Below are 14,419 nucleotides of genomic sequence, written 5' to 3' on the forward strand. Positions count from 1 at the left end.
CCCGCGCGTGCTGCCCGCGGTCGTAGGCGGCGGCCGCCGCGGCGGTCGTCACCGCGGCGTGCAGCCACATCCAGTCGATGGCCGGACGTCCACGCAGGCGGTACTGCTGCGGAATCGTCCGGGTGGTCTCCTCCAGCGGCTCGAGCGTGGAGGCCGTGACAGCGAGGTCGACGGTCTCGTAGTTGGCCACCGCCGCACGCAGCGCCGCCAGGCAGGTGTCGTGCAGGCTGGCGGCGGTCTCGTGCCCCGCCGTTCCGGGGGACTCGGCTTTCATCGGGACCACGCCCGGGCGGTCTGCCCCGGGGAGGCCAGCAGGTCGGATGCCGGACGGCGCCGTCGGGCGGAATGACGTGCCTGACATTCGCAAACAGGTCGTCCGGGCCCGGCCGGGTATCCGGCGGGCATCGGTTGCCGGCTGTTGCGAGTACGCATATCCGCTGACCTCACGTCTGATGCTTTGCCGCTGCCATCAGCTGACGTCGCCGGCCAGGTCCGCCGCCGCGGGTGCTGGCCGCGGGCCGGAAGGGACGACATCAGACACCGGTGGTGGGCCCACCGGTCGATGCCTGCTCCAAAGCGTGCTTAGTCCGAATACAGGAGAACGTGTGGACGGCAGCACCTTCGATGCCGGGCCTGATCAGGCAGCAGCATTGCCGCCAGAGCTACGTCATTGCCACCGGGGCCGCGTCGCCCGCTTCTCGTACGACAACCCGATCAACCCGCACGGTGCCCGCGTCAGCGCGGATGCCTTTGCGAGGTGTGGGTCGCCTGCCGACATCGCGGCGCGGTGGCCTCGATCCCGGCCCCGCGGACCCCGTCGTCCGCTGGCACGCGAGCCACCATGCGGCACGCCGCCCCGCATCGGCCCGGAAGGCCGCCCGGAAGCATTCGGGCCACCCGCCGAGCGAATGGAGGACGCCGCGCCTCACCGCGCCGCGATGGAAACGACGATATCGCTTCCGTCCGCCTCGGGAGCGGCTCGGGTGCGGGGCGTGATGTGGAACGCACCTCTCCCGATGTCATCGCCGAAACATCTCGTGCCATTTCGCTTGCTGCAGGTGACCTGGCCGGGCCGATGTTAACCAAGTATTTCAGCGTGCCGTTGCATGTTTCTTTCTGGTGACTCGACCGTCCGCGTGGCGCAGGCCACGTGGGCGCGGTGAACCCGCGGGCGGTGCGAAGGTTGCGAAGGTGTCGACAACCGCGGTCATCGGTCCGCGGCGGGTGTGGGCCGGGCGGTCGATGCGGGCAGTGCGGTCGGCGTGCCCGGGCCGGGACACCCGCCCTGGGCCGGACGGCCCCGGAGCACCTGGCTGGACGGCTCCGGAGCACCTGGCCGGACGGCTCCGGAGCATCCGGCTGGACGGCACTGGAACGCCTGGCTGGACGGCTCCGGAACGCCGTGCGGATGGGCCAGGATCCGCGTCCGATCAACCGTCCGCCGGCGCACCCGCGCTCGCCGGTAGGCTGGCCATCATGGCCGTCGACCTCTCCGAGGAGATCAAGACTCTCGACGCGACGCTGGCTGGTATCGAGACCGTGCTCGACATCGAGGGTCTGCGCCGCCGCGCCCAGGAACTGGAGCAGGAGGCGGCGGATCCGGACCTGTGGAGCGACCAGGCTCGTGCCCAGGCAGTCACCAGGCGGCTGTCCGGTGTCAAGGGCGACATCGCCCGGGTCGACGGTCTGCGCCGTCGCCTCGACGACCTGATCGCCGCCCTCGATCTCGGCGACGAGGACCTGCTCGCCGAGATGGCGGTGGATCTTCCGTCGCTGACGCGCGACATCTCCGCCCTCGAGGTCCGCACCCTGCTGTCCGGGGAGTACGACGAGCGCGATGCGATCGTCCAGCTCTCGGCGGGGGCCGGTGGGGTCGACGCGGCGGACTGGACCGCGATGCTGCTGCGGATGTACCTGCGCTGGGCTGAGCGGCACGGCTACGCGACGGAGGTGTTCGACACCTCCGAGGCGGAGGAGGCGGGCCTGAAGTCCGCGACCTTCCAGGTCAGGTGCCCCTACGCCTACGGGACGCTGCGCAGTGAGCACGGTGTCCACCGGCTGGTGCGGATCTCGCCGTTCGACAACCAGAACCGCCGGCAGACGTCGTTCGCCGGTGTTGAGGTCACACCGGCTGTCGAGGTCTCCGATCACGTCGACATCGACGAGAAGGAGCTGCGGATCGACATCTTCCGCTCCTCCGGGCCCGGTGGTCAGGGCGTGAACACCACCGACTCCGCGGTGCGCATCACGCACCTGCCGACCGGCATCGTGGTGACCTGCCAGAACGAGCGCAGCCAGCTGCAGAACAAGGCCGCGGCGATGATGGTGCTGCAGGCGAAGCTGCTGGAGCGCCGCCGCGCCGAGGAGGCCGCCGAGAAGCAGCGGCTCACCGGGGGTCCGCAGGATGTGTCGTTCGGGTCGCAGATCCGGAACTACGTGCTTCATCCGTACCAGATGGTCAAGGACCTGCGTACCGAGGTCGAGACGTCCAACACGGGCGCGGTGCTCGACGGTGACATCGATGACTTCATCGACGGTGAGATCAGGTGGCGCAGGGCCACCGAAAAGGACGGATGAAGGGCCTTTCCGGCTGCTCTCAGTGCTGATTCGGCAATGGAATCCGTCGCGATCGGCCGGAAAAGACAGGATCTTTTGCCACTTTTCTGACGTCACGACTCGGTCGAATGGCGATCCTTTTCCGTCTCATGGTCCACGGTCACGGGATGTCGCGAGTCCGAGTCGACGACGGAAAAGGTTCAATGAGCCTTTTTCATCTCACAATTGTCGATCATCGTCGCTGCGGGTCCGCGTCGACGACGGAAAAGGCTCAATCACCGCAGTACCGGCCGGAGATCGTCTTTTGGTCCCCTCATCTTGCCGACTATTGGATCCCATCGACCGGGACAGACATCCAGGGATTGGCTCAACGTCTGCGCGCGTGTAGAGTGACGCTCCGTTTGACGCCGCCGTGCGACGTGGTTCCTGGGGCCCGTTGGCAGTGGCGCGGGATGGGGGCATCACGTGGATTCGTGGATCTGTCCTTCGAAGCGCACCAGATCGAAGTACTGTCGTTCCACGTACTGCCGACCGAGCTTCTTCGACGAGACGGCGGGTGGAATGTCCGAACTCACGGTGGTCGCCTCGAGGCGTGACGACCGATGACCGGAATGTCGACGGCCGCGACGGCTTCGCCGGACGGAACGTGGCCCCCCGGTACCTCTCAGGACGGCTCGTCGCCGGAGGCCGGATCGTCCCGGGTCGCGCTCCCCGTGCTCATGTACCACAGCATCGGTGACTCCTCCGCGACCGCGTTCCGCAGGTGGGAGGTGCCCGCCGGTGCGCTGGCCGAGCAGCTCGGCAGCCTGGCCGAGCACGGTTACACCGTCACCAGTCTGTCCGACGCCCTCGCGAACCCGCGGGAGCGCCAGGTCGCGATCACCTTCGACAACGGCTTCGAGGATTTCGTGACCAGGGCGCTGCCTGTGCTGGCCGAGTTCGGCGCGCGGGCGACCCTGTATGTCCCGACCGCGTACGTGGGGCAGCGGGCGCGCTGGCTGGAGCCTTATGCGGGGCGCGAGCTGGCCCTGCTGGACTGGCCGGCGCTGGCCGCCCTGGTCGATCGCGGGATCGAGATCGGTGCTCACGGGCACCGGCATGTGGAGCTCGATGTCGTCCCGCCCGCCATCGCCCGCTATGACGTGACCGCGAGCATGCGGACGATCTCCGAGGAGACCGGGCAGCGACCGGAGAGCTTCAGCTATCCCTTTGGCTACCATTCTCCGGGTGTGCGGCAGATCGTCGAGAATGCCGGATTTGCTTCGGCCTGCGAGGTGGGATATCGCATCCACCGGCGTAGCCGTTCCCGCTTCCAGGTAAGTCGGCTGATCGTCGGGCGCTCCGTGGGGGCGGGCGACATTCTGCGGCTGGTGACGGAGGGGCATCGCGACGCCGCCCTGGCCGCGCGGCGCAGGTTCCGGGCCGGCTGGCGGGCCTATCGGTCGATCCGCTGGCGCCTCGGCGTGGAGACCGCCTGAGTGCCTTCACGTGGAATGCCGGGGACCTCGCGCGGAATCCCGGGGACAACACCCGGAATCTCGCGGGAATGACGCGGAATCACGACTGACGGCGCCGCCTGGAATCACCCTGGCGGCGAGACCCGTCTCCTGGTACCGAGGAATCGCTCGGTCCGCACACGAAGGTGTCGCCGGCCGCCCGGAGGTGGAAGCGTCCACCCGGCGTGCCCGCCGGCGCGGATGATCCGTGGCCGGAATTCTCCGTGGTCACACGGTCACGCCCGCCCGCTGTGATGGGTGTCATGGTCACCCGATGCAGCCCGCGGTCGCGGCCGACCCCGGTCAGGACGCACACTGACCGGGCAGGCAGACGTCGTGCGGGAGGCGGGTGTCGGCGACAGGCGGGTTTGTCGGGCGGTGGCAGCGGATGCCGGGGGAGTGGTGTGCAGATGCGGGGCGGATGGGTCGCGTTGATCGGGGGTGGCCCGGGTCCGAGTGACCTGATCACTCTTCGGGGTTTGCGCCTGCTGCGCCGTGCGGATGTGGTCGTGGTCGACCGACTGGCCCCTCGCGACCTTCTCGACGAGCTGGCACCGACGGTGGAGATCGTCGATGCGGGCAAGGCGCCGCACGGGCACAACCTGACTCAGGAGCAGATCAACGACCTCATCGTCGACCGTGCCCGGCGTGGCCTTGGCGTGGTCCGCCTCAAGGGCGGTGACCCGTTCGTCTTCGGCCGGGGCGGGGAGGAGGCGCTGGCCTGTGCGGCGGCCGGGGTGCCCTGTGAGGTCGTCCCGGGGGTGACGAGCGCCGTCGCGGTGCCCGCGCTGGCGGGCATCCCGATCACCCACCGCGGGATCACCCAGGACGTGGCGATCGTCAGCGGGCACATCGATCCGTCCCATCCCGGCTCGACGGCGGACTGGGACGCCCTGGCGACCGGGCCGGGGACGCTCGTCGTTCTCATGGGCGTCGCGGCGCTGTCCAGGATCAGCGCGGAACTGATCAAGCGCGGGCGCTCGCCGCAGACCCCGACGGCGGTCATCCAGGATGGTGGCACGCCCGCGGAGCGCCTGGTCACCGGGACGTTGGCGGAGATCGCCGACCTGGCGCAGGCCGCGGACGTCTCGTCGCCGGCGGTGATCGTGATCGGCGACGTGGTCGGGCTGCGCGACAGCCTTCGGCTCGGGCGAATCTTCGGCTCTGACGAGCGGCCTCAGACCCGGTAGCCGGCGACGACCAGCACCGCGAGCAGCACCGCGACCAGGGCGATCAACAGCTGCGGTGAGATCGTGAACGACGAGTGGTGCAGAGACTCACGCGCGGCGCGGCACGAAGGGCAGCGGCCTTCCGCCACCGGAGCGGCGCACCTAGCGCAGACCAGGTCCTCGCAGCACATGTGCCGTCCTCCTTCAGCCCGGTCCCGCGACTGACGGACCTGCGGAGAGCGGACCCGTCACCGGCTGGACGCGATGCGACGCCTCCACGGTACGCCGGGCCGGTGCTGTTCGCTGCCGCACACGGTGCCGCCAACCCGACGATCGCGGACGCGCGCGGGCGACGATGCGGGACCTCACCCATCCAACTACGTATCGTGATGGGTCTGACGGGTGGGCAAGGGAGGTCCCGATGATCCGACTCGCCTCCGTGACCAAGCGCTACGGCGTCGGCGGTCGTCCGGCGCTGCATGGCGTCACCGCGCAGATCGACGCGGGCGAGTTCGTGTTCCTCGTCGGCCCCTCGGGCTCGGGAAAGTCGACGCTGCTGCGCCTGCTGATCCGGGAGGAGCGGGCGAGCGAGGGCCTGGTCGAGGTCGCCGGCCGTGATGTCGCCCGCATCGCCGACCGCAGGGTGCCGCTGCTGCGGCGAACCGTCGGCTGTGTGTTCCAGGACTTCCGGCTGCTGCCCGATCGCACGGTCGCGGGAAACGTCGCGTTCGCGCTCGACGTCGTCGGCCGGCCGCGTCACGTGGTCCGTTCGGTGGTCCCCGAGGTACTGGAGCTGGTCGGGCTCACCGGCAAGGAGAAGCGTTTCCCCGACGAGCTGTCCGGCGGGGAGCAGCAGCGGGTCGCCATCGCGCGGGCGTTCGTCGGGCGCCCGCTGATCCTGCTCGCGGACGAGCCGACCGGAAACCTCGATCCCGCGACCAGCGCCGAGATCATGGACCTGCTCGACGACATCAACCAGGCCGGGACGACCGTGCTCATGGCGACGCACAACGCCGGCCTCGTGGACGCCATGCGCCGCCGGGTCCTTGAGCTGGACGCGGGGATCCTCGTCCGTGACGAGCACCGCGGCGGGTACGACGCCCCCGCCACCGTTGCGGTCTCCGCCACCGTTGCGGTCTCCGCCACCGTGCCGGCCTCCGCCGCCCCCGCCACCGTTGCGGCCGCGCCCGGGCTGCCTGGCGTCCCCGGTGTCTCCGGTATCTCCGGTGTCCCCGCCCAGCGGGCGCCGTCCGCCGGTGGCTTCGTGGGACGTCCCGCGGAACCGGTGGGCCTGGTCGGGCCGGCGGAACCGGAGGGGCCGGTCGGGCTGCCCGGCGAGGGGGCCGCCTGATGCGAGCCGGGCCGTTGTTCGGGGCGCTCGCCACCAGCCTGCGCCGCAACCTGGGCATGACCTGCGCGGTGGTCGTCACCGTCGCGATCTGCCTCGCTTTGCTCGGCGCGGGGCTGCTCCTGCGCGCACAGGCCCGCACCGTCGACAGGTTCCTGCTCGACCAGATCGAGGTCGTCGTCGACCTGCAGGACGGTCTGCCCGAAGCCGACCGCGAGGCGCTGCGGGACGAGCTGGCGGCCGACCCGCTCGTCACGAAGGTCAGCTACGAGAGTAAACAGCAGGTCTACGAGCGGTTCCGCCGTGACTTCCGCGGCTCGCCGGACGTCGTGGCCGGGGTGAGCGCGGACGACCTACCGGCCTCGTTCCGCCTCGCCCTCGCCGATCCGCGGGACGCCGAGGAGATCGTCTACACCTACACCGGCCGGGACGGTGTCGAGGCCGTCCGGGACCAGCGGGCCCTGCTCGGCCCGCTGTACCGGTTCCTGGACGGCTTCACCCTCGGTGCGTTCGCGCTGGCCGCCATCCAGGCTGTGGCCTCGTTCGTGCTGATCTACACTATGATCCGGATTTCCGCGCATGCCCGCCGCAGGGAGACGGCGATCATGCGTCTCGTCGGGGCGACCAACGCCGCGATTCGGGCGCCGTTCGTGCTGGAGAGCGCGCTCGCCGGTCTGGTGGGCGGGCTGCTGGCAGTCGGCACACTGGTGCTCGCGAAGGTATATCTGGTGGACGGACGATTCGCCCATCAGACAATGTTCCCACTGTTCGGATGGGGCGCGGTGTGGGCGGCGGCCGTGGCGGTGCTTGCCGTCGGTGTCACCGCCGCGGCGGGCATGGCATCCGTCGCGCTGCGCAGGCACCTGCGGGTGTGACGGTGGCCGGCGGCGCGCCGGGCCGTGCGATGGATCGCGCGACGGACCGTGCGATGGATGGGAAGCAGGGCAGACGGCAGTGCCGAAGGAAACCGGGCGCAAACTGATCGCGCAGAACAAGCGCGCCCGCCACGACTACGACATCCTCGACACCTACGAGGCCGGGCTGGTCCTCATGGGAACAGAGGTCAAGGCGCTGCGCGCCGGCCGGGCGTCCCTGGTCGACGGCTTCGCCCAGATCGCCGACGGTGAGATCTGGTTGCACAACGTGCACATCCCCGAGTACACCGAGGGCACCTGGACGAATCACGCGCCGCGGCGGCGCCGCAAGCTGCTGCTGCACCGGGCCGAGATCGAGAAGCTGATCGGGAAGACCCAGGAGGGCGGGCTCACGCTCGTCCCGCTCTCGCTGTACTTCAAGGACGGCCGGGCGAAGGTCGAGGTCGCGCTGGCCCGTGGTCGCAAGACCTACGACAAGCGCCACGCCCTCGCCGAGCGGGACGCGGCCCGCGAGATGAGCCGGATCATGGGCCAGCAGGCCAAGCGTCGCGGCTGAACCCGTTGCGCCTCGATACCGCCGCCGGTGACAGCGCCGCCGGTGACGCCGCCGACGTCGCCGACGTCGCCGGCAGGCTGGCCATGTTCGACGCGCTGCTGACCCCGGTGGGGGAGGAACTGCTCGCGCGTGCCGAGGAGGCGCTCGCGAGCGGGGCGGAGCTCGCCGCCGGAACCCGGCTTCGCGCCGCCGGTCACCCACCGGCCCTCGTCGCCGCGGCGTTCAGCCAGGCCGAGCTGCGGGCACGGGCAAGGGCGAAGTTCAGCCATCCGGAGCAAATGTTCTTCACCCGGCCCGGACTCGAACAGGCCTCCTCGGAGCGGGCCGCGGCGCACCGAGCCGCCCGGTTCGCGGGCCTGGGCCGGCTGGCCGACCTGTGCACCGGCATCGGCGGCGATCTGCTGGCGCTGGCCGGCGAGCATCCGGTGCTCGCCGTCGACCGCGACCCGCTGCACCTGCGGATGGCCGTCCACAACGCGACCGCCGGCCGGGGACCGCACAGCGGATCACACGAGCCGCCTGAGGCGCACGAGCCGGATAGGTCCAATGAGGTGCACGGGCCGCACGAGGTGCACGAGGTGCGGCCATGGGAGGGCGACGTCCGGGACGCCGACCTGAGCGGGATCGACGGCGTGTTCGTGGACCCGGCCCGGCGGGAGGGCGATCAGCGCCGGTCCGCGGGCGCCGGCGAACCACCCCTGAGCTGGTGCTTCGGCCTGGTGGAGCGGGTCGCGGCCGTGGCGGTCAAGGCCGCTCCCGGCCTGCCGCTCGAGGTCGTCCCGCCCGGCTGGGAGGTCGAGTTCGTCGCGGATCGCCGCGGCCTCAAGGAAGCGGTGCTGTTCTCCCCGGCCCTGGCCTCGGCGCCCCGGCGCGCGACCGTCCTGCTCGGCTCCGACAGCGCCCCAGGCGGCGGCATGCCCGACGCCAGCATCCCCGGAACCAGCATCCCCGGCACCAGCATCCCCGGCGCCCCTGGCGAAAGGGCTGACCAGGGTCCCGGCAGCGGGCGGAACGGGGAGCAGTCCCGGCTCCGGGTCGCGACCCTGACCGGCGAGCCTGACCCGCCCGGGGGAGCATCGGATGCCGACGGCGGCGACGGCGCCAGCGGCGGCGGGGCGACGCGGCTCGCCCTGGGGCGGCCCGAGGGGTTCCTGTTCGACCCGAATCCGGCGGTGACCAGGGCCGGCCTCGTGGGCACGCTCGCGCGCCTGGTCGACGGCTGGCAGATCGACCCGATGATCGCCTTCCTGTGCGCGCAGAACCCGGTTGCGACCCCGTTCGCCCGGGTGCTCCGGGTCGAGGCCGAGATGGCCTTCGACGTCCGGCGGGTCGCCGCGGCGGTGCGCGCGGCGGGCATCAGCGCACTGGACGTCCGCCGGCGCGGCCTCGCCGGTGACGTGGAGAGCATCCGCCGCCGGCTGTTGCCGCCCAGGCGCCAGCTGGTTCCCGGCGGCCCCACCATGACACTGATCATGACCCGGGTGCGGGACGAGCCCTGGGCCATTCTGTGCACGGAGATCCCGGACCGGTAATTCCCATGAAGGGCGACAGAAGGGGTCCGGAGCCACCTGGCAATCCGCAAAAGTTGAGGATTTCGGTCGCGAGAACAACCACGATCCTCAACCCTTGCCAGGCAGCAGCCGCAGCCGTAGCGACAGCCCGGCGCGGCCACTCGAAGAGCCGAGGATCTTCGTCGTCCAGACGCCGTGATCCCAGGATCCTGCTCGGCAGCAGCAGACGTCGCGCCAGCAGGCGTCGCGCCTGCGCTCGGGTGTCCTAGTCCTCGGACGTCTCACCGTCGTCGGCCGGGCGTTTCAACGACGTCATCGGCGCCGGCCGGGCCCCGGAGCGGGCCAGCGGGGGCGGCGTGACGGCCAGCGCGAGGCTCGCCAGGGCGAGCGCCAGACCGCAGCACAGCGGCATCAGCGGGGAGACCCGGAAGAACCCCAGCGCCCCGGCGCCGGCGCTGGCGAACATGACCGCGGGCCCGGCCGCCTGCCGCAGGCCCTGGGAGCCCTGGCCGCCACCCGCCCGGGTCTGGATGGCGAACATCGTGATCGCCGTGGTGAGAACGTTCGTCGGGATCTCCGGCCTGGCCAGCCGCTGCGCCGTCGCATGCTGCAGGCCCATCGCGATCGCCAGGGTGGACACGAGGACGTAGTCCGCGAACGTGCTGGGCATCTCGCGTAGCTGGCCGCCCTTGTCGGCCGCGACGTCCAGCGAGGGGTGCAGCCAGACCACGACGACCGCCAGCGCCGCCGTGACGAGCGCGGTCTGGACGGCGGTGACCGTCCCGAGCCACGCCCGCGGATGGTGCGCCGACCAGGCACCGATCCGGCCACCGATCAACGCGCCGATGATGAAGCAGATCAGCGCGTTCAGGGAGAGCACACCGGAGATCCCGCGGGGGTCGGCGAGCGAGAAGCCCAGCACCACCACGTTGCCGGTCATGTTCGCCACGAAGACCTCACCGAGGCCCAGGAAGGTCACCGAGTCAACCAGACCGGTCAGGGCCGTCATGGTGAACAGGAGCGCGATGATCCGCCAGTTGCCTGCCTCACGCGGGCGGGCGCCAGGGCTCATCCTGATCAGGCCCGTCACGCGGCGGTGCCCGTTGCCGTGGACCGTGCCGCCGTGCCGTCGTGTGCGCCGATGAAGATGCTGTCCTCGGCAGTGGTCACGTCGTCGTGGCCCGGGGCGCGCGGGTGGTTGTGCTTCGGGTCGGTCGCGCGTCGCACCCGGTCAGTGTCCTGGAGCGGGAGTCGCCCGTCCTGCGGAGCGGAGCCACCCGGAGTGCCTGGTCAGGGTGGCTCCGGCCAGCGCCGCGGCGGTCTGGGTCAAAGGCGCAGCGGACGGATCGGAGCCGCGATCAGCGCGGGGTTGTTGCGCCAGTCGACACCCGGCACGTCGACGTACAGCTCGATCTCGTTTCCGTCCGGATCGTAGATGTACAGGCTGTGGGTCACCGTGTGGTCCGATGCGCCCGCGATCTGGACGCCGGCCTCCGCGATCTGGGCCAGCACGGCGCGCAGTTCGTCGTCGCTGTCGCCGACCTTGAGCCCGAAGTGGTAGAGCCCGACCCTCCGCCCGCGCGGCAGCGCGGCGGCGCCCTCGCCGACCTCGATCAGCAGCAGCTCATGGTGCGTCCGCCCGGAGGAGAACGCGGCGGCGGGGATGCCCAGCGTGTTCGCGCCGTCCGGCTCGGGGAACACCTGGCGCCAGCCGAGGACGTCCCGGTAGAAGGTCGCGGAGCGCTCGAGGTTACGCACATAGAGCACCAGGTGCCCAAGTTCCTTGATCTCCACTAGGCCCTCCGTGTCGCCGATCACAAGCTTGAATGTTCAACTATACGGACCGCCCGCCTGTTCCGCCGCCGATGTCCTGGATGCGACGTGACCTGCGAACTGCGACCGCGCGGGCCGGGTGGCCGGCCGCGGACATCCGCCCCGCCCCGGCGTCGGCACGCCCGGGCAAAACCCGCTGGCGGTGCTCCGGCGGGTATGGGAACATGCGTGCGGCGGTCGACGTTGGACCGTCTGTGCGGCCAGCGAGAGCTGGCGGTTCGGTACAGTTGGTTGGTCGTCACACACCAGGGGGTGACCGGCTTCGACTCCGGACGTCGAGGCAGGGGAAGCGGGCCGAGGATGAGCGGTTATCTCGTAAACGATCCGTTCGAACCAATAGCTGCCAACAAGACGCAGCCTGCTACCTCCGCTTACGCCCTCGCGGCCTGAGCAGAGACCAAGTAGCCGTCAGCCTGGGAGTTCCTCCGGCCCAGGATCTGGCGTCGCTAGGAGGATCACCGTCCCACCCGGTCGCGGGGTGAGTCGGGACATCTAACAGCGACTGAGCCTGCACCGGCTTGCCTGCGGGACCGGTGGGGCTGAGAAAAAACAAGCAGGCTGCGCCCGGAGAAGCCCTGTGTCGGGGCCGGAGGACGCGGGTTCGATTCCCGCCACCTCCACCACGATGAGTAGTAATGCCCTGACCTGGGCAAATAGGCAAGATCTATGGGATCCGATGGTTGACCGAGTAGAGGATGCCCAGGTCAGGGTCTGATCGTTTGGTTCGATTCCCCGAACGTGCCGCAGATCTTGATTGCGGAGCGTAGTTGCGGGGGATTGGTCGGTCAATGGCGGCCGGACTGGTTAACGGGGACTTACCGGGGCAACGCGCCAGCAGCGCTTCATGGCAACAGTGCGACCGGCTTCGCGAGGCGGACGACGGAGAAGTGCCGCCGGTCGAGGGTCGCGATGGCGTCGGCGCCGAGCCGTTCGGTGATCGCGAGAACGGAGGCGTCGACGGCGCCGAGTGGGAAGTCACTGTACTTTTCGACCAGTTCGACCATTCGGTCGAGATCCTGGCGAGCCAGCGGGATCAGGCTGATCTGTCCCGCGCTGATGGAGCGCAGGAACGCGGCTTCGGCGCGGGTGCCTTTCTCCCGTTCGAGCATGAAACAGACTTCGGTCAGGACGGGATAGGGAACGAGCAGCGGCCGGGGCGTGCGCCGCATGAGAGCGACGCTGCGGGCGTGGTGCTCGTCGTCGGTGTCAGCGGCGGCGATCAGCGGCCCGGTATCCCAGACAATCACTCGGGGTTGCGCCCCAGTTCCGCGCGAAGGATCTCAGCCGAACGGGCGGCGAGATCGCCCTTGCCACTGGCCAACGCACCAACGAAATCCGGCAGTGGCCAATCGTCGCCGCCGTTCTCGGCGGGCGCGCTCTCGCGCACGAGAGCCAGGATCGGCGCCACCTGCGACTCGGGCAGGCGGTCGATCAGACTGTGCAGCTCGTCCCGCAGAGTACTCACCCGTCGAGGATACGACCGGCGCGTGGCCAGCCACCGAGATCCGCCGGGACGCGAGCCAAACGGCCGATCGCAGCCCCGCACGGCCGACACGGTCGCGGTCGGAGTCACACCGACGACGTAGACCAGGTTCTGGTCGGTGAGGTCTTGGCGGAACTCGGCCGAGCCTTCGTAGCCGGCGTCCGTGAGGACCAGGCGGGCGGGCACACCATCCGGTGAGCTCGGGGCTGGGCTCGCCCTGGTGAGCTCGGCTGGGGCTTGCCGCCGGGGATGCGGCGCCAGGCCAGGACGAGGGCGACTCGCCCCTGACGGGACGACGGGGCCAGCTCGACGTCACCAACGGGACCGCAGCGTCCGGACCCGCCAGACCTGCGGAACGCATGTTCGATTCTGGCGATGATGTTGCGAGTCGGGTGCTCACTCGGCATCGCCCCTGGTCGGGAGCCTCGTGGAGACCGGGCGAACGGTGACTTAAGGACCCTGAACCAAGATCGGGCGGTTCTTATTGTGGTGCGTTAGGTCCACCGATGCCGAGAGGGGTCGTCCACCTTGGACGACCCCTCTACCTGTAGGAACGCCTGTCGGCTCCGCGTTCCTCGCCACCCTCACCAGCGCTGGTGCTCACAGGGTGCCCACGCCGGACCGCGCGGGGGATCGCCCGAGGCGATCGTCTCTGCCGCCTGCCCGGTTGAGACGTCATGCGCACGACCTATGTCGTCCGCGCGGACGGGCGGCCTGTGCAGTCCTCGACGTCGTGGGAGTCGTTCGCGCTCGTCGGCGGCACGCTAAAAAGCGCGGATCTGAGGCTCAAGGTCAGGAATTGCCGAAGCCGGCCTCGCGGGCTCGGATGGCTGCCTCGGTCCGGTCTGCGACCTGGAGCTTGGCAAAGATGTTCGACACGTGGTTGGCGACTGTTCTGGGGCTGAGAGCCAGGCTGCGGGCGATCGTGCTGTTGCTGCGTCCGGCCGCCAGGTGGTCGAGGATCTCGCGTTCACGGGCTGTGAGTTCCGGGAACGCGACGTTGACCCGCGCCGTCGGTGGACGACCGAGCAGGTCGAGCACCCGGGCGGCGATTCCAGGACCGAAGATGGCCTCGCCGTTCGCGACGGCGTTGATCGCCCGGCGGAGTTCGTCCTGGTCGGCGCCCTTGAGGAGGTACCCCCGAGCACCGGCCCGCATCGCGGCGAACACCGACGCGTCGTCCTCCATCATCGTCACGACCAGCACGGCGACGCCGGGATGTTCGGCGGTGATCCGCCGGGTGGCGGTTATTCCGTCGGTACCCGGCATGTGGAGATCCATGATGACCACGTCGGGCCGGGTACGCCGGACCACCTCGATCACCTCGTCGCCGTCGGCGGCCTGCCCGACGAGTTCCAGCGCGGCGATGGACTCGAGCAGTGCCCGCACGCCTTCACGAATGAGGAGGTGGTCGTCGGCGACGACCACGGTGACGGGTCGTCCGAGCTCCGCGACGTCGGTGCCCGGTTCACTCACCGCTTCGTTCCTTCCTCGGTTGCTCGGCTCTGGGTCCCGGTACCGGGACCACGGGATCAGGTCCGACGGGATCAGGTTGGACGGTTCGGGTCGTCGCATCGTTCAGCGGCAGTATG

The 14,419-nt window shown here is 70.2% G+C and carries 13 protein-coding genes, 1 other RNA gene and 2 pseudogenes; 8 read left to right on the top strand and 8 right to left on the bottom strand.

What is annotated here, in order from left to right; translation table 11 throughout:
- Positions 1–274: pseudogene (locus FREUN1FDRAFT_RS34160) on the bottom strand (hypothetical protein); the annotation flags it as partial.
- Between the two features lie 1,202 nt (positions 275–1,476).
- Here FREUN1FDRAFT_RS34160 and prfB point away from each other — a divergent pair.
- The 3 genes from prfB (at position 1,477) to cobA (ending at position 5,242) form a co-directional block, all read left to right on the top strand.
- The gene (prfB, locus tag FREUN1FDRAFT_RS34165) at positions 1,477–2,577 is read left to right on the top strand and encodes a peptide chain release factor 2 (protein ID WP_006544934.1); all 1,101 of its coding nucleotides are present in this window, start codon (positions 1,477–1,479) and stop codon (positions 2,575–2,577) included.
- Between the two features lie 581 nt (positions 2,578–3,158).
- Entirely contained in the window at positions 3,159–4,034 is an 876-nt protein-coding gene (locus tag FREUN1FDRAFT_RS34170; protein ID WP_006544936.1) for a polysaccharide deacetylase family protein, read from the top strand.
- Positions 4,035–4,462: 428 nt separating this feature from the next.
- A complete protein-coding gene (gene cobA / locus FREUN1FDRAFT_RS34175) occupies positions 4,463–5,242 on the top strand; it encodes a uroporphyrinogen-III C-methyltransferase (protein ID WP_006544937.1) in 780 nt (259 codons plus the stop codon).
- Here cobA and FREUN1FDRAFT_RS34180 read toward each other — a convergent pair.
- Positions 5,230–5,370, bottom strand: a complete 141-nt coding sequence (locus tag FREUN1FDRAFT_RS34180) for a hypothetical protein (protein WP_232295544.1) — start codon at positions 5,368–5,370, stop codon at positions 5,230–5,232. The genes cobA and FREUN1FDRAFT_RS34180 overlap by 13 nt on opposite strands.
- Positions 5,371–5,642: 272 nt before the next feature.
- On the opposite strand from FREUN1FDRAFT_RS34180, the pseudogene ftsE reads away from it, so the two are divergent.
- The 4 genes and pseudogenes from ftsE to FREUN1FDRAFT_RS34200 form a co-directional block, all read left to right on the top strand.
- Positions 5,643–6,332 (top strand): annotated as a pseudogene (gene ftsE, locus FREUN1FDRAFT_RS34185) (cell division ATP-binding protein FtsE); the annotation flags it as partial.
- A 239-nt stretch (positions 6,333–6,571) separates the two neighbouring features.
- Complete coding sequence (ftsX, locus tag FREUN1FDRAFT_RS34190) at positions 6,572–7,444, top strand: permease-like cell division protein FtsX (protein ID WP_006544940.1); 873 nt, start codon at positions 6,572–6,574, stop codon at positions 7,442–7,444.
- A 79-nt stretch (positions 7,445–7,523) separates the two neighbouring features.
- Positions 7,524–8,000, top strand: a complete 477-nt coding sequence (gene smpB / locus FREUN1FDRAFT_RS34195) for an SsrA-binding protein SmpB (RefSeq protein ID WP_006544941.1) — start codon at positions 7,524–7,526, stop codon at positions 7,998–8,000.
- 5 nt (positions 8,001–8,005) lie between these two features.
- Entirely contained in the window at positions 8,006–9,532 is a 1,527-nt protein-coding gene (locus tag FREUN1FDRAFT_RS34200; RefSeq protein WP_006544942.1) for a hypothetical protein, read from the top strand.
- 244 nt (positions 9,533–9,776) lie between these two features.
- Here FREUN1FDRAFT_RS34200 and FREUN1FDRAFT_RS34205 read toward each other — a convergent pair whose 3' ends face one another.
- From FREUN1FDRAFT_RS34205 to FREUN1FDRAFT_RS34210, 3 genes are all read right to left on the bottom strand, one after another.
- Positions 9,777–10,583: a YoaK family protein gene (locus FREUN1FDRAFT_RS34205; protein WP_035956351.1), complete on the bottom strand. Its 807-nt coding sequence runs from the start codon at positions 10,581–10,583 to the stop codon at positions 9,777–9,779.
- 14 nt (positions 10,584–10,597) lie between these two features.
- Entirely contained in the window at positions 10,598–10,738 is a 141-nt protein-coding gene (locus tag FREUN1FDRAFT_RS44540; protein WP_006544944.1) for a hypothetical protein, read from the bottom strand.
- A 99-nt stretch (positions 10,739–10,837) separates the two neighbouring features.
- Positions 10,838–11,305 (bottom strand): VOC family protein, encoded by a 468-nt coding sequence (locus FREUN1FDRAFT_RS34210; protein WP_006544945.1) that lies wholly within the window; start codon positions 11,303–11,305, stop codon positions 10,838–10,840.
- A 287-nt stretch (positions 11,306–11,592) separates the two neighbouring features.
- Between FREUN1FDRAFT_RS34210 and ssrA the strand changes: the two genes are divergently transcribed.
- Positions 11,593–11,967: a transfer-messenger RNA gene (ssrA, locus tag FREUN1FDRAFT_RS40775) on the top strand.
- A 219-nt stretch (positions 11,968–12,186) separates the two neighbouring features.
- Here ssrA and FREUN1FDRAFT_RS34215 read toward each other — a convergent pair.
- The 3 genes from FREUN1FDRAFT_RS34215 to FREUN1FDRAFT_RS34225 all read right to left on the bottom strand — a co-directional run bounded on the left by FREUN1FDRAFT_RS34215 (position 12,187) and on the right by FREUN1FDRAFT_RS34225 (position 14,303).
- The gene (locus tag FREUN1FDRAFT_RS34215) at positions 12,187–12,591 is read right to left on the bottom strand and encodes a type II toxin-antitoxin system VapC family toxin (protein WP_006544946.1); all 405 of its coding nucleotides are present in this window, start codon (positions 12,589–12,591) and stop codon (positions 12,187–12,189) included.
- Entirely contained in the window at positions 12,588–13,088 is a 501-nt protein-coding gene (locus tag FREUN1FDRAFT_RS47100; RefSeq protein WP_369809846.1) for a transposase, read from the bottom strand. Before FREUN1FDRAFT_RS47100 ends, FREUN1FDRAFT_RS34215 begins: the two co-directional genes overlap by 4 nt.
- 531 nt (positions 13,089–13,619) lie before the next feature.
- A complete protein-coding gene (locus tag FREUN1FDRAFT_RS34225; protein WP_006544948.1) occupies positions 13,620–14,303 on the bottom strand; it encodes a response regulator transcription factor in 684 nt (227 codons plus the stop codon).
- Between the last annotated feature and the right edge of the window lie 116 nt (positions 14,304–14,419).

The sequence above is a fragment of the Parafrankia sp. EUN1f genome (assembly GCF_000177675.1).
Taxonomy (GTDB): domain Bacteria; phylum Actinomycetota; class Actinomycetes; order Frankiales; family Frankiaceae; genus Parafrankia.